Genomic DNA, 24,907 nt, shown 5'->3' with positions numbered 1-24,907 from the left:
GTATTATACGAAATTTACCATCCATTTTCCAGTCAGGAAAGCGTAACTTGCGCGTTAAATTCTTTGTTGATGAAATTCCTGCTGGCCTGCATAGCCCAATTTCTCCTTGTTTTTCCCATCTTTTCCCAAATAACCGTTCGGGGTACGCTTGTCGATTCAAACGAAGCGAATCCCATCGAATACGGTAGCGTGGGGCTGTACGCTCAAGCCGATTCCAGTCTGGTCTCCGGAACGGTCAGCGAACCCGACGGAAGCTTTGAACTTGCCGGCATTAAGCCCGGTACCTATTACCTGGCCATCCAATTTATGGGATATGAGCGGGTTAGCATCGGAGATATGGTACTCGTCCGAGGACAGGTACTGGACCTCGAAACGATCCAACTCAGCCCCAATGAACAATTACTGGATATGGTCGAAGTCTCCGGATCCCAATTTACGACCATGCATCGGATAGACCGGCAGGTATTCGAAGCCTCCGAATTCTTATCGGGGCAAGGAGGAACAGCCATCGACTTGATGCGAAATCTCCCCTCGGTCAGCATCAATGCCGAAGGGGAACTATCTGTAAGAGGCGCTACCGGATTTGTGGTCATGCTCAATGGCAAACCCATACAATCCGATCCCGCGGTAATTCTAGGACAATTACCTGCAAATGCCATCAAAAATATCGAAGTAGTGACCGCTCCCTCTGCCAAATACGATCCGGAAGGAAAAGCCGGCATTATCAATATCACCACGGAAAAAGGCGCCACCGATGGGACATTCACCCAACTGAATACCCGAATGGGAGCCCCTAGTATACAGGATTACGATAACAAGCAAAAACCGCAACGGTACGGAGCCGATTTTACGCTGAACCACCGGAACGGCGATTGGGATCTTTCCCTGGGAGCCAGTTATCTGAGAAATGATGTCAATGGCCAGCGAATAGGAGATGTGTATACCGTAAAGGGCGACACGACCACCCGTTTTCCTTCAGCAGGTGAGCGGGGTTTTGACGAGGAAGCCTACTCCGGACGCTTTACGGTAGCCTATACCCCTGATGGCAACAATGAATTCAGTCTGGGATTTTACGGCGGGATCCGAAGCAAAGACCGGACAGCAGATATCGTGTATTTCGACAACCATGCCAGTATAAATGGGGAGCGTTTGTACACCATGCAGTACTACAACGAGAACCTCCGAATCCGACGAAGTGATTTCGCGCTGGGAAGCTTCGATTATTCCCATGCCTTTGACATTGGCTCCCGCATTTCCAGTTCCTTTTTATACGAATACACCATGCTGGGAGGTCCCACCACCAACCGCAACCTGGGTTTTCCGAATACCGATCTGATCTATCAGGACGAATACAATACCAATGGCAATCCATTGCATGGGCTGCGCTGGCAGGTAGATTACCAATCCAAGCCGACTCCCTGGGGAATCGTAGAAACCGGCTATCAGTTTCGTAACCTGAATCATCAGGGGGATTTTGTTTACGAACGAAAAAACAACGAAACGGGTGCATTTGAATTGGTACCCGAGTTTTCCTCCAATGTGGAATTGACCCGGGTCATCCATTCCGGGTACGGACAACTAACCGGACAAAAAAACAACTGGGATTATGCGGTAGGTTTACGGATGGAGTACATGGATCGGGAACTGCTGCTCCAGGACAAATCCAATACGGTAGACAGCCTCTATACCTATGATTTTTTTCTACCCTATCCTACTGCCAGCGTACAATACAAACTGGGAGAGCAGACATCGATAAAAGGGGCCTACAGCCGAAGGGTAGAACGAACCACCACGTTCAAAATGAATCCTTTTCCTGAACGCGAGCATTCCGAGACACTGGAACAAGGAGACCCCTCCTTGCTACCCGAATTTATTGACCTGGTGGAAACCGGGCTTGTAAAGGACTTTGGGGAAAACAGCGTCTATGCCACGGCTTATTACCGGCATGTAAAAAACCTGGTCAACCGGGTGAACACGGTGTATAACGATACCATACTGAATCGAATCTATTCCAACGTTGGAAACGGGAGGTCCATTGGAATAGAACTGGGGCTGGAACTTAATCCAGGCAGCAACTGGAAGGTATTTGCAGGTGGGAACCTGTACCGGTACCGGATCAGTGGAAGTTTTGATGAGCGCCCCATCAATAACGCCGCCTGGGTGTATTCGATCAATGCCAATACCAGTTTTGACTTCTCCCCTACTTTTACCGCCCAATGGTCGATCAACTACCTTTCAGACCGCATTACGGCACAGGGAGAAGATTCCCGGTTTTTATCCCCCAACCTGGTACTCCGAAAGACATTTATGAACGACCGGCTACAGGCCAGCCTGCAATGGCTCAACATGGACATGGGTCTTTTGCGTACCAATGAGCAACGGATCAGCACCTGGAGAGAAAACGAATTTTACACCACGACGAATTACGTGCTGGAAGTGGATATGGTGCTGTTGAACCTTAGCTATACGCTCAATCCTTCTCGTGATAAATCCCGTTTCATCAAAAGTGAATTTGGAGAGAAGGAATTTTAAGTACCGCCGTCAACCTTTTAATAGTCGCCCCAATACCAGTAATTGTTGCTCCAACTTTTCCGACCAGGGCAGGCCGTAATTTAACCGCAGGCAATGGTGAAATTGGTGCTGAAGGGTAAACATTCGGCCTGGTGCAAAACTTATTCCCTGCGACAATACCGGATCGAATAACTTTCCCGTATCCATTCCTTTGGCCAACTCCACCCAGAGAACGAATCCGCCCTGCGGTCGGCTTACCTTCGTTTCTTCGGGAAAATGATCGGCGATGGTCCGAATAAAACGGAGAGAATTGGCATGCAGGGTTTTTCGAAGTTGCCGCAAGTGCCGCTCGTAGCGATCATTTTCCAAAAACAAGCCAATGGCTTCCTGCGTGAGTGCTGTTCCCGACACCGAATGGAAAAGTTTTAACTTCAAAATGTCTTTCATGTATTTTCCCGGAGCCATCCAGCCTACCCGGTAGCCTGGAGCCAGGGTTTTGGAAACCGATCCGCACCACAATACCAAGCCCTCTTGATCAAAGGCCTTGCAGGGCTTGGGTCGGTTAGCCCCAAAGTACACGTCCCCATACAAATCGTCTTCGATCAGGGGAATGCCGTGCCTGGCCAGGATTTCGACCACCGCACGCTTGTTTTCTTCCGGCATGCAACTGCCCAATGGGTTGTTGAAATTGCTTACCAACAGGCAGATATCAATCTTTCCCACCACTGCTTTCAGGTCATCGGGACTCACGCCAAATACCGGATGCGTGGGTAATTCGACCACATGCAGCCCCATATTTTTCGCCACTTGGAGAATACCAAAATACACCGGACTTTCCACGGCAATGCGAGTCCCCGGTCGGGTCAATGCCATAAATGCCAACGAGATGGCATGCATGGCCCCCGAAGTACTGACCAAATCCTGAACTCCCAGATTACCCGACCAGGTAAAGGACCATTTGGCAATGTTTTTTCGTAAGCGCAGGTTGCCCTGAATATCGTCGTATCCGGTGCCCCCGGAAGAAAGCGTCTTGGTGGCTTGCTGCAGGCATTTGTTGAGTCGAGCCACGGGGAAAAAACGCTCGTCGGGTACACTGAGCGACAATTGGGTAATTTCTTTGTTGACAAAATTACGGAATACCTTCCCGATCAACCCGTCATCGGCTGAATTGGCCGGATGATTCTGAGGCATACTGGCGTCGGGTACAGGTAAACGTTGGTCGGCCTTTTCGCAAACAAAAAAACCCGCCTGTGGCCGGGATACAATGCAGGACCTGCTTTCCAAAACCAAATACGCCTGTATCACGGTATTTTTACTCACCCCGTACTCTTTGCTCACCGTCCGAATGGAGGGCATCTTATCTCCCACTTTCAAACTTCCCTTTTGTATAAGTTGCTCAAAATTGCGGGCTAGTTCCTGATACAAGGTCATCTACAAGGCTGTTTAACTGTACCCTTCAAAATTAAATAAATTGTATCTGTAACCAATACCAATTTTGTTGTTTATTTGCAGAAAGGAAGCGTATACCAAAATCCTGGTCGCCGGGTGCGCCCTTTTTTCTACAAACCATGCAAAACGAACGCCTCATGTATCCCATTGGTCGATTCCAACAACCGAAATCGATCTCACTGGAAGCCCTCAGCAGCGCCATCCTGGGTATACATCGTTTTCCGGAGGCAGTAGCGGGTTTGCTTACCGATTTGCCCGAAGAGAGGCTCGATTCGAGGTACCGACCCGGGGGATGGACCATCCGCCAACTGGTGCACCACCTGGCAGATAGCCACATGAACGCGTACATGCGATTCAAGCTGGCCCTGACAGAGGAAACACCAGTCATCAAGCCGTACAAAGAAAATCATTGGGCAGCGCTTGCCGATTCAAAACTTGGGATCGACGTATCCGTTCAACTACTAGCTGGCATTCACGAGCGATGGTGTTTCCTGATGCAAAACATGGACGAATCCCAGTGGATCCGTCGCTTTTTCCATCCGGAACAAAAGCAATCCATCGCGTTAAATGTAAGTGCTTTGGCATACGATTGGCACGGGAGGCACCATCTGGCCCACATCCGGCTCGCTAAATTAAGTAAATAAGTAATGTATTAGTCGTACAAACCTCATGAACCAAACCGAAACGCAACGACCCGATTTTGACTTTGAAAACTTCACCTTTGGCGTTCAATCCACCGATCGAATGCTGGTGGCCGCTTACCAAAAGGGGGAATGGTCTGCCTACCGCATTTCTCCGGTACAAGCCATTTCTTTATCGCCACTGGCCATGTGCTTTCATTACGGTCAGACGGTATTCGAGGGACTCAAAGCCTTTCGGATGGCCGATGGTAAAATCAATGTTTTCCGAATGGAAAGTCACTGGAAGCGAATGAACCGTTCCCTGGAGCGAATGGCCATGCCGCCTTTGCCGCAGGATCTTTTCATGGAGGGCATTGAGGAGCTATTAAAACAAGAATCGGATTGGGTGATCGACGATCCGGAGTACTCCCTGTACATCCGTCCCTTTGTGATCGCGACTGAAAAAAAATTGGGCGTAGATGCTTCCCAGGAATACCTGTTTATGGTCGTACTTTCTCCCATGCGGGCCTACTACAACAAGCCCCTGAAGGTAAAGGTGGAAACCGATTACATTCGCGCGGCTCGTGGGGGTGCCGGAGCAGCAAAAAACGGTGGGAACTATGGTGCATCCCTGCTCCCGCAAATTAATGCCAAAAAAGCAGGTTTCGACCAAATCATCTGGCTGGATGCCAAAGAGAAACAATTCATCGAAGAGTCGGGAACCATGAACATCCTGTTTATTTTGGATGGAAACAGGCTGGTAACTCCTGCGCTTAGCGATAGTATTTTGGATGGGATTACCCGTGATTCTCTATTGAAATTGGCCGAAGAGGAAGGTTTTTCGGTGGAAGAAAGGCCCATAGCCATTGAAGAGATATGCCAACGCATTGAAAACGGGGAGCGGGTGGAAGCGTTTGGCGCAGGCACAGCCGCGGTGATCTCTCCCATCGAAACGATCAGTTACAACGGGAAATCGTACGGCACCTACCTGGCAGCAGATGCCGGCATGTACCGGCTGAAAAACCAGCTATCGTCCGTCAGAGTAGGCAAGCATCCGGACAAGTACGGGTGGAACCACCTCTTGGATACCTGATGAGAGGGGCCGCGTTGAGACCGTTAGTCGTATGAAACTATTTTCAAAGTCTCGAAAATCCAAAATAGTTGGATGGTGCTGCGCAAGATCCAGGAATAGCCGCGGCGCACCGCTCAGAAATCAAGGAAAACCCTTTCAGGCCAATCCGGAAAAAATTTACTCGTAGTTCCATTGATTGGCAGAAAAGCCCGTAGTTGAACAAAGGCTTGGGTTATTGACCCAGGGTTAACTTATCTGACCTGCTACCAGTCTTTTCCTCGGTATTGTTTCTTTTCGGCTTGCATACGCTTATTTTTTAGGCGTTTTTCAACGGCCCGTTTGCTGGGTCGCGTGGCCTTTCTTACCTTTTTTTTCTGAAACGCAGCTTCCAACATATGATAGAATTTCCGGAGGGCAATGGCTTTGTTTTGTAGCTGCGACCTACTTTCCTGGGATTGGATGATTAGATTGCCTTCGTTATCCAATTTGTTTGCCCACTTTTTCATCAAGAAATCCCTTTCCATTTCTTCCAAAATACGGGATTCGGGGATATTGAACTTCAACAGTATTTTTGAATTCACCTTGTTGACGTTTTGCCCTCCCGGACCACTGCTTCTGCTGGCCTGAAAGGTTAACTCCTGGTTTAAAAACTGCGCTTTTATTTTTTGAAAAATGGACATTTCACCCGATCGATTAGCTTTGTTGACGCTTGTTCAATTGATCTACCGCAAAAGAAGTTCCCTTCCCGGCCGCAAAACTTGAGGAAACACCGGTTCGTTCAATCTAAAGGCAATTACCTGGGAGACAGCGCCTGCTTCGTGGGTCACCATGCTTTGCCCCGCCGTCGTTTCTTGGATCAGCGTCTTGATGGATAGGACATCCTGCATGTGATCCGTTAATGGCGTCATTTACTCTGAAATATACCGAACACCTCAGCTATCCTTCCATTCGGTATGAAACGATTCTCCCGAATCCGTGTCCGTCCGCTGGTAGGTATGGGCACCAAAATAATCGCGTTGGGCCTGAATCAGGTTGGCCGGTGAATTTGCTGTCACGGCCCCCAGGAAACAATTGATGGCGCTGGATAGCAACGGAACGGGGAATCCATGCTGCAGGGCCTGACCTACCACGTACGACAAGTCCGACTGGTAACTTTTTAAGGCAGCTACCGCTTCCGGGTTTAGCAGGATGCGGCTGCTTTCCTGAAAGAGGTCCACCAGTTCCTCCATAAGCCGGGAGCGGATGATGCATCCATTGGTCCATATGCGGGCGATCTCGGAAAAATTCAGGTTCCAGTTATTTTTTTCGGAAACCTCCAGCATCAACGAAAAACCGGTATCGTGATTGATAATGCGTGTTGCCTGGTAGGCTGCCTGGAGTTTTTGCAGAAAAGCCTCGCGGTCTTCGATGCCTGATATTTTCTCCGGATGATACAGTCCCGAGGCAATCATACGAAAAGGCTTTCGCGCCGACAGGTTGCGGGCCATTACAGCCTCCGACAGGACGCCGTACGGAACGCCGAATTCCAGCGCGGTGGCCACCGACCAGCCGCCGGTCCCTTTCTGGGCTGCCTGATCCAAAATCTTATCCAGCAAGGGTTCGCCGTTTTCTTTTTTTCGAAGAATAGCCACTGTGATTTCCAGTAGGTAACTGGACAAATCGCTATCCATCCAGGATTGAAAGTAAGCTGCAATTTCGTCCACAGACAGTTGCAGGTAATGCCGCATCAGCGAATAGATCTCCGCGATGGCCTGCATTTCACCGTATTCGATGCTGTTGTGGACCATTTTGACGAAGTGACCGGCTCCTTCCGGGCCAATGTAGCTGACACAGGGCTTGCCGCGAAAATCCCTGGCTGCTATTTTTTCCAGATACGGTTTTACCGATACGAAACCTGCCTTTTCTCCTCCCGGCATCAGGGATGGACCGAAGCGGGCCCCTTCCTCCCCCCCAGATACCCCCATACCGACGTATACTACCTGCTTTTTCTGCAGGTAATGGGTTCTGGTACTGCTATCTTTGTAGAAGGAATTCCCCCCATCGATCAAAATATCTCCAGGGTTTAGGTACTCCAATAACTCCTCAATCTGCTGATCCACTGCCGCGCCAGCCGGGATCATCAACAATACCTTTTTCGGCGATTCCAGGCTTTCCATAAAGCCTTCCAGCTCGTCGTAGGCGCGGACCTGTTGCAAATCAGGGTTGTCTGCGAGCACTTTCTCTGCTATTTTTTCTTCCTTTCCGGGCATATGACGGTTGTAGATCGACAAAGCGGTTCCCTTTGCGGCCAGGTTTAAGGCGAGATTTTTGCCCATGACACCCATTCCAATGATACCAATTTCGGATAGTTGCGCTACAGAATTCATTGAGTCCATAATTTCTTCTACTACTTCTTCTGGTGTTTTGTCCACTCCTACTTTCAGCCCATAATTGGGGATCTCCAGCGTGGCCAACTGAGAGTCTAACAGCGCTGGATTCATAAAGTGACCCACCCGACTTTTTAAACGGGATTTGATCAGCTCCTCGCTACCTTGCAGCAGCACCCAGTGTAGCTTGGGGACTACTTGAAGGAGTTTGCGGTATTTTTCATTCAATGCCGAGCAAGCCAGAACCGCTCCCCCATCCTTCTCCCATTCCGCCATCGACCTTGCGATTGCGTTCAGCCAGGGAATCCGATCCTCGTCTGTAAGCGGAATCCCAGCGCCCATTTTTTGCTTGTTGGCCGGTGGATGAAACTGATCTGCATCGTAAAAAGGCAATTGCAGTCGGGATGCCAACAGCCTGCCCACGGTGGATTTTCCGCAACCTGTAACGCCATAAAGGATGATAACCATCTGCGAAATTACTAAAATTCATCCGGATCGGATTAGTATATTCCCTAAATTTGCCAAGGGAACGATTGCCCTGGCACCGATTGTTAAGCATTAGGTTTTGGCCCGGAATAAAAAGATTATGCAAGATAATAAAAAACGAGTGGTCGTGGGACTTTCCGGAGGGGTGGACAGTTCGGTAGCTGCCAGTCTGTTAGTGGATCAAGGATACGAGGTCATTGGCTTGTTTATGAAAAACTGGCACGATGAATCCGTAACCTTATCCAACGAATGCCCCTGGATGGAAGACAGCACCGATGCGATGTTGGTTGCTCAAAAACTTGGTATCCCGTTTCAGGCAATTGATTTGAGCGAGGATTACAAGGAACGCATTGTCGATTACATGTTTGCAGAATACAAGGCGGGTCGAACACCCAATCCGGATATCCTTTGCAACCGGGAAATCAAATTTGACATTTTCTTGAAAACCGCCCTGAAACTAAAGGCGGATTATGTAGCAACCGGTCATTACTGCCAGAAAGCAACGGTAGAAGTTGACGGAAAGCCAATGTACCGGCTTTTGGCAGGAGCAGATCCCAATAAAGACCAAAGCTATTTCTTATGCCAGCTAAACCAGGAACAATTGGCAAAGGCCCTGTTTCCCATCGGTCATCTGCAAAAGTCCGAGGTACGAACGATAGCCGCCAATTTGGACCTGGTAACGGCGGGCAAGAAAGATAGCCAGGGCCTTTGTTTTATTGGAAAGGTACGCCTTCCGGATTTTTTGCAGCAACAACTAAAACCCAAAAAAGGAAAAGTCATCGCCGTGCCCGAATCGGCCCCGCGGTACCAAAAAAACAGCATACCCGCGGGCATGGAAGCCGATGCCTACGATCAGGAACTGCTGGAAGATACCTGCCTTGTTCCACCGTATTCGGAAAACGAGGGAGCGGTGGTAGGAGAACACAACGGGGCTCATTATTTTACGATCGGACAGCGGAAAGGATTGAACATCGGTGGCACCGGTAAGCCGCTTTTTGTCATTGCGACCGATACGCAGGAAAACATCATCTACACGGGTTTGGGGGAAGATCACCCGGGCCTGCTGCGCTATGGATTGTTTGTTCCTACCCCAGACATCCATTGGATCCGTCCGGATAAAGCGCTGCAGGTAGGTGAAACCGCCGAGTACCTGGCCCGGATTCGGTACCGGCAACCGTTAAGCAAGGCCCGGCTTTATCGTAAAGAAAGTGGTTTGTATGTACGATTTGACGAAGCCCAACGGGGAATCGCCGCCGGACAATTCGTGGCCTGGTACGAAGGGGATGAAGCCATTGGATCGGGAACCATTGCCTGAGATGCGCCCGCTGTCCCTGATTTTCGAAGACGAAGACTACCTGGCCATAAACAAGCCACCCGGGGTACTGGTGCACAAATCGGCCCTTGAAAAAGACCCCATGGCCGCCTACGCCGTGCACCTGTTGCGGGAGCAGTTGGGGTACAAGGTGTATCCCTTGCATCGGATCGACCGTCCTACTTCCGGCGTATTGCTGTTTGCCAAGAGCTCTTCTGCGGCCTCCCGGCTTCAGCCAAAATTTGCGGGTACCTCCATCAAAAAACACTACCTGGCCCTGGTACGCGGGTATATGCCGCAGGATCACGCCCTGATTTCGCATCCATTGGCCAAAGACATGGAGCACGAATTGCAACAGGCCGTAACGGAGTACTGGACCCTAGCCGAGGCGGAAATTCCCTATGCTTCCTCCGACCGGTATCCCAGCAGCAGGTATTCCCTGGTCAAGATCTATCCTCATACCGGAAGAATGCACCAAATACGCCGGCATTTTGCACACATTCGCCATTACGTCATCGGGGATACTACACATGGGGATAACAAGCAAAACAGGTTTTTTGAAAGCCATTTCCAGATGCGAAACCTACTACTGCATGCCTGGAAACTAAAATTCCAGCACCCTGAAAGCCAGGAAGAAATTCAGATCCAGGCGGAGGTTCCGGAACACTTTCACCGTATGATGGAACATATGGGCTGGGAACCCGAACTTGTTTACTCCTAAATTCTACGAAATAAATCCCTATATTTAAATCAAAAAGTAGTATGAATCGCAAACTAGTTTCCCTTGGCTTATTTTCGGTGCTGATGCTTTCCTTTTTTTCCTTGAGAGCGCAAAAAGAGGGCATCGAAGCAATCATTACCAAAGCCGAAGCCGTTTCCCATTTTAAATTTCTGGCAGCCGACGAGTTGATGGGTAGGGATCCCGCCCGTCCTGAAATTGACGTGGCGGCGTTATACATTGCCAATCAATTCGAAAAGTACGGTGCCCAGCCTTTGGAGCAAATCGGAAGCTATTACCAACCGGTGCCTTTTAGGTACTCAAGCCCCCCTTCAGTGGGAACCGTCTATTGGAACAACGATACGCTACAGCATGGCGAAGAGCTACTGGTACTTGCGGGAGACGATATAGCCGGAGATTTTGAGGCAGTCGTTGTTGGGTATGGATTGGAAGAAGATTACGAAAACGTCGAGGTAGCTGGAAAATGGGTAGTGGTTCGCGTCGGTGCCCCCGACAGGTTATCGCCTCCACAGCTTTTTGCAGCCGGACGAGAAAAAATGGCGCTGGCCCGCTCAAAAGGTGCCGCCGGTCTGATCGAAATGTACAACGTACCCACGACTCCCTGGAGTCTGCTGGTGAACTACCTGAACAAGCCCCAATTGGGATTGGATACCGATCCGGATGCCGAGGAATCCATTCCTTATCTGTGGATGAAAGACCTTACCGGAGAGCGCATCCAAGCCATCCGCGACGAATCCTCCCAGCTGCAAATTGATATCCGGGGTAAGATCAACCGAAAAATACCTGGCAAAAACGTTGTGGCCTACATCGAAGGGACCGATGAAACCATGCGGGATGAATACCTCATGCTTTCCGCCCATTACGACCACGTAGGCATCGGAGCGCCCAATGCGGAAGGCGATTCGATTTATAACGGAGCCCGGGACAATGCTGTGGGTACCGCGGCACTGATACAGGCGGCACAGTATTTTGGTGTGCACCCGCCAAAAAGATCCATTTTACTTTGTGCCTGGACGGCTGAGGAAAAAGGCCTGCTGGGCTCTTCCTATTTTGCAGACAATCCGCCGGTGGAATTATCCGATATCGTCTATAACCTAAACATTGACAATGCCGGGTACAACGATACGACTCTGGTAACGGTGATCGGACTGGGCCGCAGTTCCGCAGATCACCACATACAGGAGGCCGCCAGGGCCTTTGGTTTGGAAGCTATTGCCGATCCGGCTCCCGAGCAGGGGTTATACGACCGCTCCGATAACGTGAATTTTGCCAAAAAAGGAATTCCCGCCCCCACCTTCAGTCTGGGATTTACGGCATTTGATGCAGAAATCGCCAAGCACTACCACCAAGCCTCCGACGAGGTGTCCAATTTCAATCTGGATTATGCGATAAAGTACTGGAAATCTTACATCTTATCGGCACAAACCATTGCCAATGACCCACAACAACCCCTTTGGATCGAAGGAGATAAGTACGAGGAAGCAGGTAAAAGCCTATACGGGCCCCATTCCAATTAGTAACATTATCGCCAGATAAAGCATTCAATAACATAAAGCAGCCTGTGCCAAACGGGTACGGAATTCTCTATTTTAGTGCAACACAATAAAAACGAATAGTCAATGAACGTTACGTCCGGTAATGTTTGCAAAAATACGTTTAGTGAAAAAGGTTACACTATTGATTTTTATCCGTTTATCGTGTCTTTATATGCCGTAGGTGCAGGTTGGTTTTTATACCCATGATTGATTATCTTGGTACGTTGAAAGACTAGCAATGAACAAAGACATGATCCATCGTTTGACAGTTTTGCAATTTCTTTATCGAGTTATCCACATAGCTATTTCCAGGAAGAGATGGGATGAGGATCATTGTCTTTCAACATACAGCCTCCTATTCGTCTGTTTTCTCGCTATTGCCGGGCCTGCCTGTACAGAATCCGAACCAGTGGGTGCCGGTGCCGACTGGGCAACTTATTTGGGTCACCCTAGCAGCAATCAATACTCCAAGCTGGATCAAATAAACAAAGACAATGTGGCTCAATTGGAATTGGCCTGGACGTATCTAACCGGAGACTCGGCCAATTTTCAAACAAATAACCTTATTGTTGATGGTTGGCTGTATACGGCTACCCCGCGCAGTCGGGTTGTCGCTTTGGATGGGGCAACGGGGAAGGTACACTGGACATTTGATCCTTCCGAGATTCATGAATCACTTGCCGACGGGGACCAACGAGGGCTGATGTATTGGGATGATGGTGAAGTTGGACGCCTACTTACCATGAAAGGAAACAGGTTGTATGCATTGAATGCGAAAACCGGTGAACTCATCAACTCATTTGGGGAGCAAGGATCGATTCACCTGGGTGCTGAAATGGACGTTTCGGGCATGCCGAATGTAATGCTCAATACCCCCGGACAGATTTACAAGGATATGTTTATCATCGGGGCCAACGTGGGGGAAGATATTCCCGGTGCCGTGCGTGCATTTGATATGCGTACAGGAAAGCGAAGGTGGATTTTTCACACCTTGCCCCGACCCGGTGAATTTGGATCCGATACCTGGCCGGAAAACTACTTGGAAAAGTCCGGAGGCGCATCGGACTGGTCAGGGCTGGCTATTGATATACCGCGGGGCATTGTCTATGTATCAACGGAAACGGCCGGTCCGGATTTTTATGGGGGCGGTCGGTATGGAGAGAATTTATTTGCCAATTCGCTCATTGCATTGGATGCGAATACAGGAAAGCGACTTTGGCACCACCAACTCGTGCATCACGATCTTTGGGATCTGGATATCCCCCAACCGCCAACTTTACTGACGGTAACGCAAGAGGGAAAAAAGGTTGACATTGTTGCTGTCGGTACCAAAATGGGTCTTTTGTTTGTGTTTGACAGGGTTACCGGAGAACCAATATGGTCGATTGAAGAACGTCCACAAGCTGCCTCTGAAATCGATGAAATCCAAACCTGGCCCACACAACCCTTTCCGACCAAGCCGCCTCCGTTGATGCGGCAAGCCTATACGGCGGAGGATTTTTCGACCATTTCTCCCAGAGCACGGCAAATGAGTAAAGAGGTATTCGGTCAATCGGGAAATTTTGGGGCCTACCCGCCCCCCAGTACCGACCAAACCATCATGTTTCCCGGATTCGATGGCGGCATGGAATGGGGTGGCGCTGCAGCAGATCCTGAGGGAATACTGTACGTGAATGTAAACGAGATCCCCTGGTTTTACCAGCTGGTTCCCACTAAAAAGGCCGATGGTTCCACATTGCCAAATGGCGAAAAGCAGTACCTGATCCATTGCGCTTCCTGTCATGGCACGGATCGTAAAGGCAATCCTGCCGGCGGCTTTCCTTCCCTGGAAGATGTGTCCGGTCGGTTAACCAAGGAAACGGTAATGCAGGTGATGAAAAAGGGAGGAGGACGTATGCCCGCCTTTGATCAGATCTCGCAGGTGCGTCTAGACGCCATCGTAACGTTCCTGTTCAATGAAGAAGTGGCAGTTAGCTCAAAAGGTAGTCGGGATGATACCGCGCCACCGTACGTCTTCCGCGGGTTCCAACGCTGGCAGGACGATGAAGGATATCCTGCCATCAGGCCACCCTGGGGAACACTAAATGCGGTTGACCTGAATACCGGCGCTATAAAATGGAAAGTACCGCTGGGAGAATACGAGGAGTTGACGCGACGGGGCATTCCAATTACCGGCACGGAAAATTATGGTGGTCCAGTGGTAACAGCAGGAGGGCTCCTGTTTATTGCGGCTACGGCTGATTCTAAAATCCGGGCGTTTGACAAAGACAACGGAAAAGTACTCTGGGAGTATGAGCTGCCGTGTGAGGGACATGCTACTCCTAGTGTATACGCCGTGAACGGCAAACAATACGTTGCCATCTCTGCAGGCGGCTCGAAACTAAAACCCCACCCTGAGGGGGCTATTTTTGTATTTAGTCTTCCCGATTGATACACCATTGATTCTATGAAGTCAAGGAATGAATCCCCCCTTTGGCACAGCTAGTACTATAACTTCCAAATCGAATAAATTTCAACTTGATATACCAACCAATACAATTTTTAAATCTCCATTTAGCCTACTTCAAACATCAAATAAAAAGCCAAAAAGCGCTGTTTTACCTATACTTAGACCACTAATCGAATGACGAATAGAAGAGATTTTATAAAAAAAGGATGCATGGCTGCTTCTACTGCATTTTCCCTACCCCATTTTGCCAGACGATCAGAAAACGAACGGAATATTTGGAGGGCATTGCCTCAAATCGACGAGGAGGAATTGCTTTGGAATTGGGTGCGCAATGAGTATTCCGTTTCAGCTACGGTAGCCAATCTAAACAACGGAAGTGTAAGCCCTCAGCCCAGGGTGGTGCAGGAAGTGTTTCACCACTACACCAAAGAGTTTAATACCATTCCATCCATGTATATGTGGAGCGAGGAAGATGCTTCGAGGGCGGTTCGGGAGCAATTGGCGCTTTTGGCAGGCTGTAGCCCGGAAGAAATCGCTATAAACCGAAATACAACGGAAGCGGTCAATACGGTGATTTGGGGACGGAACTACAGTAAAGGCGACGAAATCATCCTCACCGAACAAGATTACACCTCGGTGATGAATACCTGGGAAGAAGTTGAAGCCAGATATGGCGTGGTTCTTAAATGGCTTTCTCTGGCGCTGCCTGCTGAAAATGACGAAGAGATTGTAGATGCGTACACCCGTGCAATCACGGATAAAACCAAGGTAGTGATGATTACCCATGTGAATAATATCAATGGAAATATAGTACCGGTAAAGAAAATTACTACTGCTGTAAAAAATATAAATCCAGCCATCAAAGTCCTCGTGGATGGCGCGCATGGTTTTGCGCATATCAATTTTAAGATTTCTGATCTTGGCTGCGATTATTACGCCACCAGTTTACACAAGTGGCTTTGCGCTCCTTTTGGAACGGGAATGCTTTACGTAAAAAAATCCGAGATCCAACAGCTTTGGCCTCTTTTCACCCATGAGAATCCACAGAGTGATCGGATTAGTAAATTTTCCACTTTTGGGACAAGAAATTTACCTGCCGAACTAGCCATTGCCAGAGCTATTGAATTTCACAACGCCATCGGTATCGAAAGAAAAGAAGCAAGGTTAAGGTATCTGAAAAACTATTGGATTACCAGCGTTGCTGACAACCCAAACGTAGAAATTAAGACATCCTTGAAACCTGAATATGCCTGTGCCTTGGGTTCTTTCTCCCTAAGGAACAGGAGTGACAGAGAAGTAGCCCAGAAGTTATTGAAAGACTATCATATTCATCTTGCTCAAAAAGGAGATAAAACGGGCAAGTTTCATGGTCTTCGGGTAACGCCTCATATTTACACCAAAACCGAAGAACTGGATCGATTTATACAAGGAGTTCAGGACCTATCAAAGACATAGCATCAAAAAAAAATGTGTCTTCCTTATTTCTCGGTTTTTTCCAGCTAACCCGTTGAGGCTAGGAGCAAAAGGCGGAGGACAGATTGACATTCCCATGCGTTACGAACCGGCTTCGATGTTCTGTCCTGATTTTTTATCGGGAAGAACAGTACGGTCTACCCCATCCTTTCCCTAAACCCTCCAACCCTTCATTTAAAATTAGATTTGACCGCTTTGACCTTTATGGTTCGATTTTGGGGAAGTCCAAAAATTAACCGGAGCAAGTCAATAGCAGTGGCCTTAAAATGGCTAATTTGCCTAATTTCTAACCTTAGAACACATCGAAGCTTTTACTCTATCAGATGGGATCGCCTTTTCTGGAGCTGATCGCGTGGATGGATCTGACCCTACCCAAATCGGCAAAAGAAATTCACTTCTGTGGCAAATCAATTCAAAATCAAGCAATGATGTCCTTTACTACCTTTCCCGCCACATCGGTGAGCCGGAATCGTCTTCCCAGGTGTTTGTAAACCAATTTTTCGTGGTCCAATCCCAACTGATGCAGAACCGTGGCCTGAAAATCATGTACGTGCACGGGGTCTTTTACGATATTGTATCCCAGTTCATCGGTTTCCCCATACACGATCCCTGGCTTAATACCACCACCCGCCATCCAGATGCTAAAACACCGGGGGTGGTGATCCCGACCAAAATTGTCCTTGGTCAACACTCCCTGACTGAAGTTGGTACGGCCAAATTCTCCCCCCCAAATCACCAGGGTTTCGTCCAGCAAGCCTCGTTGTTTGAGGTCGGTTACCAGGGCTGCAGAAGCCTGGTCCACGTCTTTGGCCTGCCCGGTAAATTCCTTCGGCAGGTTTGCGTGTTGATCCCAACCCTGGTGGTACAGCTGCACGAATCGCACCCCTTCTTCGGATAATTTTCGGGCGAGCAGGCAATTGGCGGCGAAAGTACCCGGTATCTTGCAATCTTCCCCATACAATTCCAGAATACTCTGGGGTTCCTTTGACAGGTCCAATACCTCCGGAACGGTAGTCTGCATCCGGTAAGCCATTTCGTATTGCTGAATTTTTGTATGAATCTCGGGATCCTGATTTTCCTCGTACGACCACTGGTTCAATTGGGCCAATTGATCAAGCATGTCCCGTCTATCACGCCGGTTCAATCCCTCCGGGTCCTTCAGGTACAACACCGGATCTTCCCCACTGCTAAACTGAACCCCCTGGTGAATGGAATCCAAAAAACCATTGGACCATAATTTGGAATAGACGCCTTGGCTATTCCCTTTTCCACGAGAAATCAAAACCGTAAATGCGGGCAAATTTTGGTTTTCGCTTCCCAACCCATAACTCAACCAGGACCCCATGCTGGGTCTGTTGCCCTGCTGTGCCCCCGTTTGAAAAAATGTCAACGCAGGATCGTGATTGATGGCTTCCGTGTGCATCGACTTGATGATGCAGATGTCATCCACGATGCTGGCGGTTTTGGGGAAAAGATCGCTGATCCACGCCCTGGACGCTCCGTATTGCTGAAAATCGACAAAGGATCCTACCAGTGGAAGAGATGCCTGATTGGCCGTAAACCCCGTTAAACGCTGGCCTCCCCGGATGGACTCCGGCAAATCCTGCCCCTGCATCGCTCTCAATGTTGGCTTGTAATCAAACGACTCCAATTGGGACGGGGCGCCATTCTGAAAGAGGTAAATAACCCGTTTGGCCTTGGGCGCAAAATCCGGCAAACTGGGACGCCGGGCATAGGACTCCCGGCCACTCCTACCTGGGCTGAACAAGTCCGGTATCAAAAGGGAACCCAGGGCTACCGTTCCAAGCCCCAGGCTTAAGCGGGAGAGAAACCTCCTTCGGTTTCTATTCAATCCGTATTCCAACAGTTCCTTTTCCATCACTACGATTTCGTTATTGCTTCTTCTGTATTGTACAGCGTGGAGATCACCTGCATCAGCGCCGCTACACGCACCGTTTCCGCTGGTTTTGGTTGGGGAGATTCGCCGATCGCTACCAGCGCCTGGGCGTTTTTTTCCGTCATTTCAGCCAGTTTTTTGTCGTAATAGGTTTCCAGTAAGTCCAATTCTTTCGCTTTTGGCTGCCGGCAAAGAATCAGTCGAAACGCCTTGCTGATTCTGTCTCTATCCGAAGACGCTTCCCGCAACAGGTTGGTTGCAAGAACGCGTGCCGCTTCGAGCACCGTTGGATCGTTCAGCATAACCAGCGCCTGTAAGGGGGTATTGGTGTTCGCACGCTCCGTTTCGCATTGATCCCGGTTGCTTGCATCAAATAACAGCATGGAAGGTGGGGGTACCGTTCGCTTGACGAAGGTATATAAGCCCCTTCGGTACAGGTCATCTCCATGGTCTTGCACGTATTCCGCTAAGGTAGACCCCCCTGCCGTGGCAGCTTCCCACAATCCATCCGGCTGGTAGGGTTTCACGCTGCGCCCGCCAATGGTTGGTACCAAAAGCCCGCTGCTGGCCAATACCATATCGCGGATAAATTCCGCCTTCAAATGTGCGCGCGATGATCGTGTAAAATACACGTTGTCGGGATCCGCTGCCTTCATTTCTGCCCGAATCATGGCAGACTGCCGGTACGTGGCGGACATGACCATTTGCTTAACCAGTCGTTTGATATCCCATCCGTTTTCACGGAAATCCATCGCCAACCAGTCCAGCAACTCGGGGTGGCTGGGTAGTTCCCCTTGCATGCCAAAATCCCCCGTTGTGTTTACGATCCCGCGGCCGAAAAACTCCTTCCATATCTGATTGACAAATACCCGGGCCGTAAGGGGATTTTTTTCAGAAAAAAGCCACATGGCCAAGCCAAGGCGATTTTTGGGATAACCTGGGTCAAAGGGAACGATCGATTCCGGTGTGGCCGGAAAGACTTCCGTTCCATACGCATTGAAAATACCCCGTTCCAGCACATAATTTTTTCGCAACGTATCCAGGTCTCCCATTACAGAAACAATCAGGCGACTGCTGTCCGCTTTGTTTACAAAAGAAAGGACTCCTTTCACGTCCTCATCCGTGATTTCCAGAAAAGGCTTTTTGGCATAAGATGCGGGTGTGCCTACAGTAGGATCTATGGGTGTCGTGGAAGTCCGGAGCTCGTCTACGGAATTAAAGAAGGAAAAGAGTTCGTAATACTCCTTCTGGGAGATCGGATCGTATTTGTGATCGTGGCAGGCCGCACATTCAAAAGTCATCCCGATTAGGGCCTTTCCTACCGTATTGACCCGATCACTGACGTAGGTAACCCGGTATTCTTCTTCGTCCACCGCGCCTTCTTCGGTTATTTTATGGTTTCTGTTAAAACCCGTTGCCAGAATTTGTTCTTTCGAGGGGCTTTCCAGTAGATCTCCTGCCAGTTGCCAGGTGATAAAATCCTTGTAGGATAGGTTTTTATTGAAGGCATGGATGACCCAGTCCCTCCAGGGCCATTGCGTTCGGAAGTTGTCCAACTGGTACCCGTACGAATCGGCATACCGTGAAACGTCCATCCAGTAAACGGCCATGCGCTCGCCAAAGGAAGGCTGTGCCAATAGGAAATCCACGATTTCTTCGTACGCGCTGGAACTGGTATCCGATGCAAATGCATCCATTAGGTCCATACTTGGTGGCAAGCCCGTCAGGTCGAAACTGATTCGCTTCAACAGCTTTTCCTTATCTGCCGGACCGTTCGGTTGATAACCCAGCTCCTCCTGTTTCTCCAAAACAAAATAGTCGATTTCGTTTTCTGGCCAATCGGTTTTGTTTACGTCCGGCACATCCGGGTAGCGGGGAACTTCAAAGGCCCAGTGTTTTTCGTACCGCGCACCATCTTCTATCCACCGTTTAATTAGTTCGATTTCCCGCTGCGATAGTGCCAAATTGGAATCAGGCGGAGGCATCTTTTCCCATTCTTCCTTGCTGTTTATCCGGCGAAACACTTCTGATTCGTGCGGTTTACCGGGGACCAAAGCGAAAGCATCCGGATTTTCTTTCAATGCATAAAAAGCTTCTTCCTCTAAATCCAACCGCAATCCTGCTTCTCGTTTGTTGGCATCCGGACCGTGACAGGCAAAGCAATTGTCCGAAAGAATGGGACGAATGTGGTAATTGTAGCTAACCTGATCGGGAATCCTTTTCTGGATTCCATTCTCTCCTTCCGATCCACTACAGGCGGCCTGTCCCAGGAGTATACTCCAGCGGAAAAGGAACAAAAGATTTCGGACGGCTTTATCCATGATAGATTCGAATAAAGGAAACCAGGTAACAATCAAACCCGGATCCAACAGAGTATGCAACCAGGCAATAACCAACATCCCTATTGCTTGCTGCTCGCCGTTTCTCAGACCACCTGAGAATCGGCCTCCCATTCACATTATTGACACTTGTTCAGGTTTTTCGACTACTCGTCAATACATTCAACCCTTAATTTGAACAATATATTTATAGTATTGATAATCAGTGTTTTATAGATACTTAATTTAAATCGACTTCGGCTCCTCAATGCATATTTCACATCGCAGGATTTGGTTAAGACAAGCAAACGGCACCCTACAATCCCCTTTTGATAAATGCCAGTAAATCAGCCATCTCATCGATGGTTAGCTGATTCTCCAACCCCTGCGCCATTCCTGAAACAGGTAGTGCTTCCATGCTGGAAATTTCTGCACGAGAAATGGTTCGTTGCAGCCCGCCTGCCTGTGCCAGCTCAATGGCACCTGGCGTCTCTTGCAGGACGATACCCTGAACAGTTTCCCCAGTGCCGAGTACGAGTTGCCATAAATCGTATCCATCTGCGATGGAAAGGTTCGGATCCAGGATATCGTTTAGTATGCTCGCGTACCGACGGTTGCGTAAGGAGGCCAAATCAGGTCCGTAATGGAAGCCCCTGTCTTCCGTCATTTGGTGGCACACCGCGCAGTTCTCGTCGTATACCCGCAATCCGTTTTCCGGAATACCTTCGATTTCCAGGGAAGCCTGATAGCGTTCGATTACTGCGTCCCTACCACTTGCCGAAGGGACCAAAAGCTCCCGTGCCCTATTCCGAATAGAAGGATCCTTCTGATTCATCAAAAACACGGTGTTACCCCAGGGGATATGGCTGGGCATGACGGTCCCCGATTCAAGCCCTTCCAGCAAGGAATGAATGCGCTCCTTACTGGTCAATAGCGAAGCAACGGCGACATTTCTCAGCTCTGGACTCAACCCGGTCCAGCGGTCTAGTAGAAAGCGAACATAGTCCTCCTCCCCTGCTTTGCTTAAATAGCTTAGAACTTGCTGTTGCAAGCGAACCGATTCCTGAGGTCTAATTAAACGTTTTAGTTCATCGCCTGCTTTTTCCGGTTGAAACAGGCCCAACATGCGTAACCCCAGCAATCGCTCCTCCTCGGGTGCCTCTGGGTTTAAGGTGACCTGAAAAGCCTTTTCCAGCGTCTCCTCCCGCACCGGGATATCGGACAGTTGTGTCACCGTTATCACATCTAGAAATGCGTTTTTTAGCGGAATTGAGGCTATCGAGGGTAGTTTCCGAACAATTGAGGATTGGAAGTGAATCCAGTCCTTTCCAGCAGGAGGGGATTTCCGCAAGCCGGCGGCAATGCCCTTGATCGCCGAAGCCTCCCATCCAGACTCGGGTCGATCAGCTTCCAGCAAGGGCAACAGTAGTTGTTTAACTCCATTAAACCCATCCCGTTGTGCCTGCATACGTGCTGTTTTTTCAATCATTGCTGCATATCCCGCAACTTCCGGTTTAAAGCCGGTAACCAATTCTCCCAAAAGATCCTCTCTCGGTCCAATGGGAGCTGCCAATGCGGCCACCTGTACCCATTCGTCCGCCATGTCTTTCGCCAGAATAGCCATGCGCGTTGAAAAGGACCATTCCGAAGAAAGCGTACTCAAGCTATTAAATAACTGGTAGCGGACCTTGGGATCGGGATCGGATTGCATGGCGGTCAATTTCTGGCGCCATTGCTCCAGCGCTTCGGGAAAAAACTCGGCCAGCACCAAGGCATTTTTGCGTACTCCCGGCTCCGGATCGTCCAGGGCCTGGTTCACCAGTTCCGGGCTAAGTTTCCCCATCCCATGGAGCGTCCACAAGGCATGCAGCCTTCCTAAGGGGCGGTCGGAATCCCGGGCAAGTTCCAGCAAATCGGTCGGCAAGGGGTCCGGGTTACGGTCTACCAAAATTCGTTGGGCATTGGATCGCCACCAATGATTTTCCAAAGCCAGCATCTCAATCAGCTCCTCATCCGAAGCTGCCTGCAGATCAATTGTTTCTGAAAAGTTGGCTTTTTTGGACCCTTTCGGGCTAATGCGGTAGATTCTCCCCCGATCCGTACCATCGTAAAGAGCCCCGGATTGGTTTACCTCATCCGCCATCCATTCGGGGTGTTCAATGATTCTTCGGTGGTAGTCCAACAGATACAGGGCACCATCCGGCCCCAAATACATGTTGACCGGCCTGAACCAGGCATCCCGAGACCGCAGAAATTCGTTTCGTTCGTACAGTTCCGTGCCGATAAAGGTAGCCCCTTTGTCCTGAACAAGATCCGCATGTACCAGGTTACTGACGGGCTCGGCTGTAAAAATGACCCGATCAAACGGTGCAGGAAAACTTCCTCCAAGGTATGGCGTGACCCCACAGGCTGAAGTCATCACCCCGATGTCTGTTAGGAGCTGGTGTTCCGGATTATCGGTGATGGGGTACACTTCGGCGGCGTTTCCATGGTCAGAAAAGGACTGCGTCACGTTACTGATCGGAAAAAACGGGTTTCTATCCAGGTACCGGGCCGGCAAAACCTCGTGAATCAAGTGGTTGTTATTCGTTATCAGAAACCGTTCGCCCCAGGCATCGGACGCGTGACCAAACTGCGTACGGCTGGCCAACCGTTCCAGGCCTGTTCCATCCGGCTTGAACCGAACACTTCTTCCGCCGGCATTTACCGGTAATTTCAACCCTTTGGGATCGAATGGAAAGTGAATTTCGGCGCCCTTATCTCCCAATTCCTCGGCAAACATCACCGTCGTTACCGCCGGTTCATGGCCCAGATAGATCCAGTTATCCAGTCCGTACCGGGGGCTATTGACGTTGTGCTGTGGGTTGGACCGGGCGAAACCGGTCAGGATTACCTCCCGCGTATCGGCTACTCCATCTCCATCGGTATCCTCCAAATACAATACATGGGGAGGGTCTGTTACCAGAATCCCGTTTTTCCAAGCCATTATGCCCGTTGGCAATACCAGGCTATCGGCAAAAACCGTAGACCGGTCCATACGCCCATCGCCATTGGTATCGGTCAGGACTTTCACCTTGCCCGTACCACTCAAATCCAGGGGATAGCCGTGCATTTCCACGACAAACATCCTACCCTGCCCGTCAATCAGCATATCGACCGGATCGGCCACTAGTGGTTCCGAGGCTATTAATTCCAATTGAAACCGCTCGTCGATTTCAAACCCATCCGGAACTACAGGGATATCATCTGCTTGTTGACAGCCGACAAAAGCCAGCAGAGACGCGCAGGTAAGGAACTGAAAGAAATAGGTATCGTAGATTTTTGTCATTTTTATACTGCTAGAATCCATTGTCATCACTCGCTTAACCAGCCCATAAGAAAGGCCTTCACGGCGGAAGTAAGGTCTTCACCGGCCCGGGGTGTAAAGGCATTTACCCGTTCCACTTCGTACCCGCCGTGCGCATAGGCCGCTGCGGTAGGCAGATAGCCCAACCAGCCATTGCTGTATCCATAATAGTAGGTGTAGGGAAAGGGAGACTCTTGGCGCACCTCGTTGGATACTTCGCAAAACAATTCCAGCGGTGCACTCCAAATGGCCAATGATTGATTGAATTTAAGAAAGCGTATGGGCAATAGAATCTGTGGCTTTCCTGCACCATCCAATTCGGAATAGGCAGCCAAATCATCCGGCCAGGGCAGCCCTTCCTTACGCGGGGTGCGGATGGTCAGGGCAGCCGTTTGCAGGTCCACCGCTCCGGTAACCGATTGAATGTTGGCATAGGCGTCCAGGATTTTATCGCCTAGCAATACCTTAAACTGACTGAGGTGTCCGGAACGCGGATCGGGGTAAACGCTGTATATAGGCGCCAGGTTACCGGCGGCACCATTGATAAACAGCATGGGTACGCCGATTTTTTCTTCCACGTATGCGGCCACCACCCCGGGCGCATCGCCGCTAATGGCGGTGTTTTCCTGTCCAAGTACGGTACCGTGTATGGGATAGTTGGCTACCAGTGTCAACGGATCTCCGTTCGCTTTATCGATGCGGATCAATCCTATTTTTCGGTCCACCGGGCCGTCCGGATTCAGGCCAAAGGACGCCTTTCCATGCTCATCGATTGCCCTCCGGTTGATGTTGGCTTTGGAAAACCCCCAGCCCCAGCCCATTTTTGCAGGCTCAAGGCTGGCCAAGGCTTCACCAATGGATGCCAATAAGCGGTCTTCAACCAATCGGGTATAATCCCGGTCCCATTCATGCGTGTACCGTTCCCCCATAAAGGCTTCCGGCAGGCCCGGAGGCCCGACTTCCGGCGCGGCATGGGTGTGGGTAACCGTCCACCAAATATTCAGTACAGGAATCCCAAAGCGGTCCTGAATTTCCGCGGCTACCCGGTCGTACTCCGCCGGGGATACCAGGCAGATATCGGAAGATATCAAACAAAATGTCTCGCCTCCTTCGTTTAACAGGACCACCCGGTGAAAGATCCGATCGATAACGCCGGTTGATTTTCGCTCGCCGTAGCCCAACAACCATTGGCTGTCCTCCGGGGTAATATCCACCTTTGAGACCGAAGCCCTCAGCTGTTGCGCGGAAGCAACAGGGACAGAAAGAACGAACAGCAGGAGAAAAAGAGTGATTGGGTAAATTCGAAAGGATGGTAACATACAGACGATCAAGGG

16 protein-coding genes are annotated in these 24,907 nt (G+C 49.7%); 8 read left to right on the top strand and 8 right to left on the bottom strand.

Annotation, left to right across the window (positions count from 1 at the left end; translation table 11 throughout):
• The first annotated feature begins 69 nt into the window (after window positions 1-69).
• On the top strand, window positions 70-2,532 hold the full coding sequence (locus BMW71_RS03065) for a TonB-dependent receptor (protein ID WP_092169294.1): 2,463 nt from the start codon (window positions 70-72) through the stop codon (window positions 2,530-2,532).
• A 9-nt stretch (window positions 2,533-2,541) separates the two neighbouring features.
• Here BMW71_RS03065 and BMW71_RS03060 read toward each other — a convergent pair whose 3' ends face one another.
• Window positions 2,542-3,942 carry an aminotransferase-like domain-containing protein gene (locus BMW71_RS03060; RefSeq protein WP_092169291.1) on the bottom strand — a complete coding sequence of 467 codons (1,401 nt, stop codon included), beginning with the start codon at window positions 3,940-3,942 and terminating at the stop codon, window positions 2,542-2,544.
• A 137-nt stretch (window positions 3,943-4,079) separates the two neighbouring features.
• Here BMW71_RS03060 and BMW71_RS03055 point away from each other — a divergent pair, with 137 nt between their 5' ends.
• Entirely contained in the window at window positions 4,080-4,604 is a 525-nt protein-coding gene (locus BMW71_RS03055) for a YfiT family bacillithiol transferase (protein ID WP_092169288.1), read from the top strand.
• A 25-nt stretch (window positions 4,605-4,629) separates the two neighbouring features.
• On the top strand, window positions 4,630-5,673 hold the full coding sequence (locus BMW71_RS03050; RefSeq protein ID WP_092169285.1) for a branched-chain amino acid aminotransferase: 1,044 nt from the start codon (window positions 4,630-4,632) through the stop codon (window positions 5,671-5,673).
• Between the two features lie 242 nt (window positions 5,674-5,915).
• Here BMW71_RS03050 and arfB read toward each other — a convergent pair whose 3' ends face one another.
• From arfB to gndA, 3 genes are read right to left on the bottom strand one after another with little or no spacing between them, the layout of a single operon-like run.
• Window positions 5,916-6,332 (bottom strand): alternative ribosome rescue aminoacyl-tRNA hydrolase ArfB, encoded by a 417-nt coding sequence (gene arfB / locus BMW71_RS03045; RefSeq protein ID WP_092169282.1) that lies wholly within the window; start codon window positions 6,330-6,332, stop codon window positions 5,916-5,918.
• A 42-nt stretch (window positions 6,333-6,374) separates the two neighbouring features.
• On the bottom strand, window positions 6,375-6,560 hold the full coding sequence (locus BMW71_RS23495) for a hypothetical protein (RefSeq protein ID WP_143057533.1): 186 nt from the start codon (window positions 6,558-6,560) through the stop codon (window positions 6,375-6,377).
• A gap of 24 nt (window positions 6,561-6,584) precedes the next feature.
• Window positions 6,585-8,486, bottom strand: a complete 1,902-nt coding sequence (gndA, locus tag BMW71_RS03040) for an NADP-dependent phosphogluconate dehydrogenase (RefSeq protein ID WP_092169279.1) — start codon at window positions 8,484-8,486, stop codon at window positions 6,585-6,587.
• A gap of 118 nt (window positions 8,487-8,604) precedes the next feature.
• On the opposite strand from gndA, the gene mnmA reads away from it, so the two are divergent.
• From mnmA to BMW71_RS03015, 5 genes are all read left to right on the top strand, one after another.
• On the top strand, window positions 8,605-9,819 hold the full coding sequence (gene mnmA / locus BMW71_RS03035; RefSeq protein ID WP_092169276.1) for a tRNA 2-thiouridine(34) synthase MnmA: 1,215 nt from the start codon (window positions 8,605-8,607) through the stop codon (window positions 9,817-9,819).
• A complete protein-coding gene (locus tag BMW71_RS03030; protein WP_244891055.1) occupies window positions 9,788-10,537 on the top strand; it encodes a pseudouridine synthase in 750 nt (249 codons plus the stop codon). The genes mnmA and BMW71_RS03030 overlap by 32 nt, the downstream gene beginning before the upstream one ends.
• Before the next feature lie 41 nt (window positions 10,538-10,578).
• On the top strand, window positions 10,579-12,072 hold the full coding sequence (locus tag BMW71_RS03025; protein WP_092169270.1) for a M28 family peptidase: 1,494 nt from the start codon (window positions 10,579-10,581) through the stop codon (window positions 12,070-12,072).
• Window positions 12,073-12,328: 256 nt separating this feature from the next.
• Window positions 12,329-14,521, top strand: a complete 2,193-nt coding sequence (locus BMW71_RS03020) for an outer membrane protein assembly factor BamB family protein (RefSeq protein WP_449390433.1) — start codon at window positions 12,329-12,331, stop codon at window positions 14,519-14,521.
• Between the two features lie 192 nt (window positions 14,522-14,713).
• Window positions 14,714-15,994: an aminotransferase class V-fold PLP-dependent enzyme gene (locus tag BMW71_RS03015; protein WP_092169267.1), complete on the top strand. Its 1,281-nt coding sequence runs from the start codon at window positions 14,714-14,716 to the stop codon at window positions 15,992-15,994.
• Window positions 15,995-16,430: 436 nt separating this feature from the next.
• Here the strand turns inward: BMW71_RS03015 and BMW71_RS03010 are convergent, their stop codons facing one another.
• The 4 genes from BMW71_RS03010 to BMW71_RS02995 form a co-directional block, all read right to left on the bottom strand.
• The gene (locus tag BMW71_RS03010; protein WP_092169264.1) at window positions 16,431-17,891 is read right to left on the bottom strand and encodes a DUF1501 domain-containing protein; all 1,461 of its coding nucleotides are present in this window, start codon (window positions 17,889-17,891) and stop codon (window positions 16,431-16,433) included.
• Between the two features lie 2 nt (window positions 17,892-17,893).
• Window positions 17,894-20,230 carry a PSD1 and planctomycete cytochrome C domain-containing protein gene (locus tag BMW71_RS03005; protein ID WP_092170217.1) on the bottom strand — a complete coding sequence of 779 codons (2,337 nt, stop codon included), beginning with the start codon at window positions 20,228-20,230 and terminating at the stop codon, window positions 17,894-17,896.
• 313 nt (window positions 20,231-20,543) lie between these two features.
• A complete protein-coding gene (locus BMW71_RS03000) occupies window positions 20,544-23,555 on the bottom strand; it encodes a PVC-type heme-binding CxxCH protein (RefSeq protein WP_177179561.1) in 3,012 nt (1,003 codons plus the stop codon).
• Between the two features lie 26 nt (window positions 23,556-23,581).
• Window positions 23,582-24,892, bottom strand: a complete 1,311-nt coding sequence (locus BMW71_RS02995; protein ID WP_092169258.1) for a neutral/alkaline non-lysosomal ceramidase N-terminal domain-containing protein — start codon at window positions 24,890-24,892, stop codon at window positions 23,582-23,584.
• Between the last annotated feature and the right edge of the window lie 15 nt (window positions 24,893-24,907).

Source organism: Cyclobacterium xiamenense (genome assembly GCF_900109255.1).
GTDB classification, from domain to species: Bacteria; Bacteroidota; Bacteroidia; order Cytophagales; family Cyclobacteriaceae; genus Cyclobacterium; species Cyclobacterium xiamenense.
Note: the sequence above shows the minus strand (reverse complement) of the source record. Positions and strands in the feature narration are given on the sequence as shown.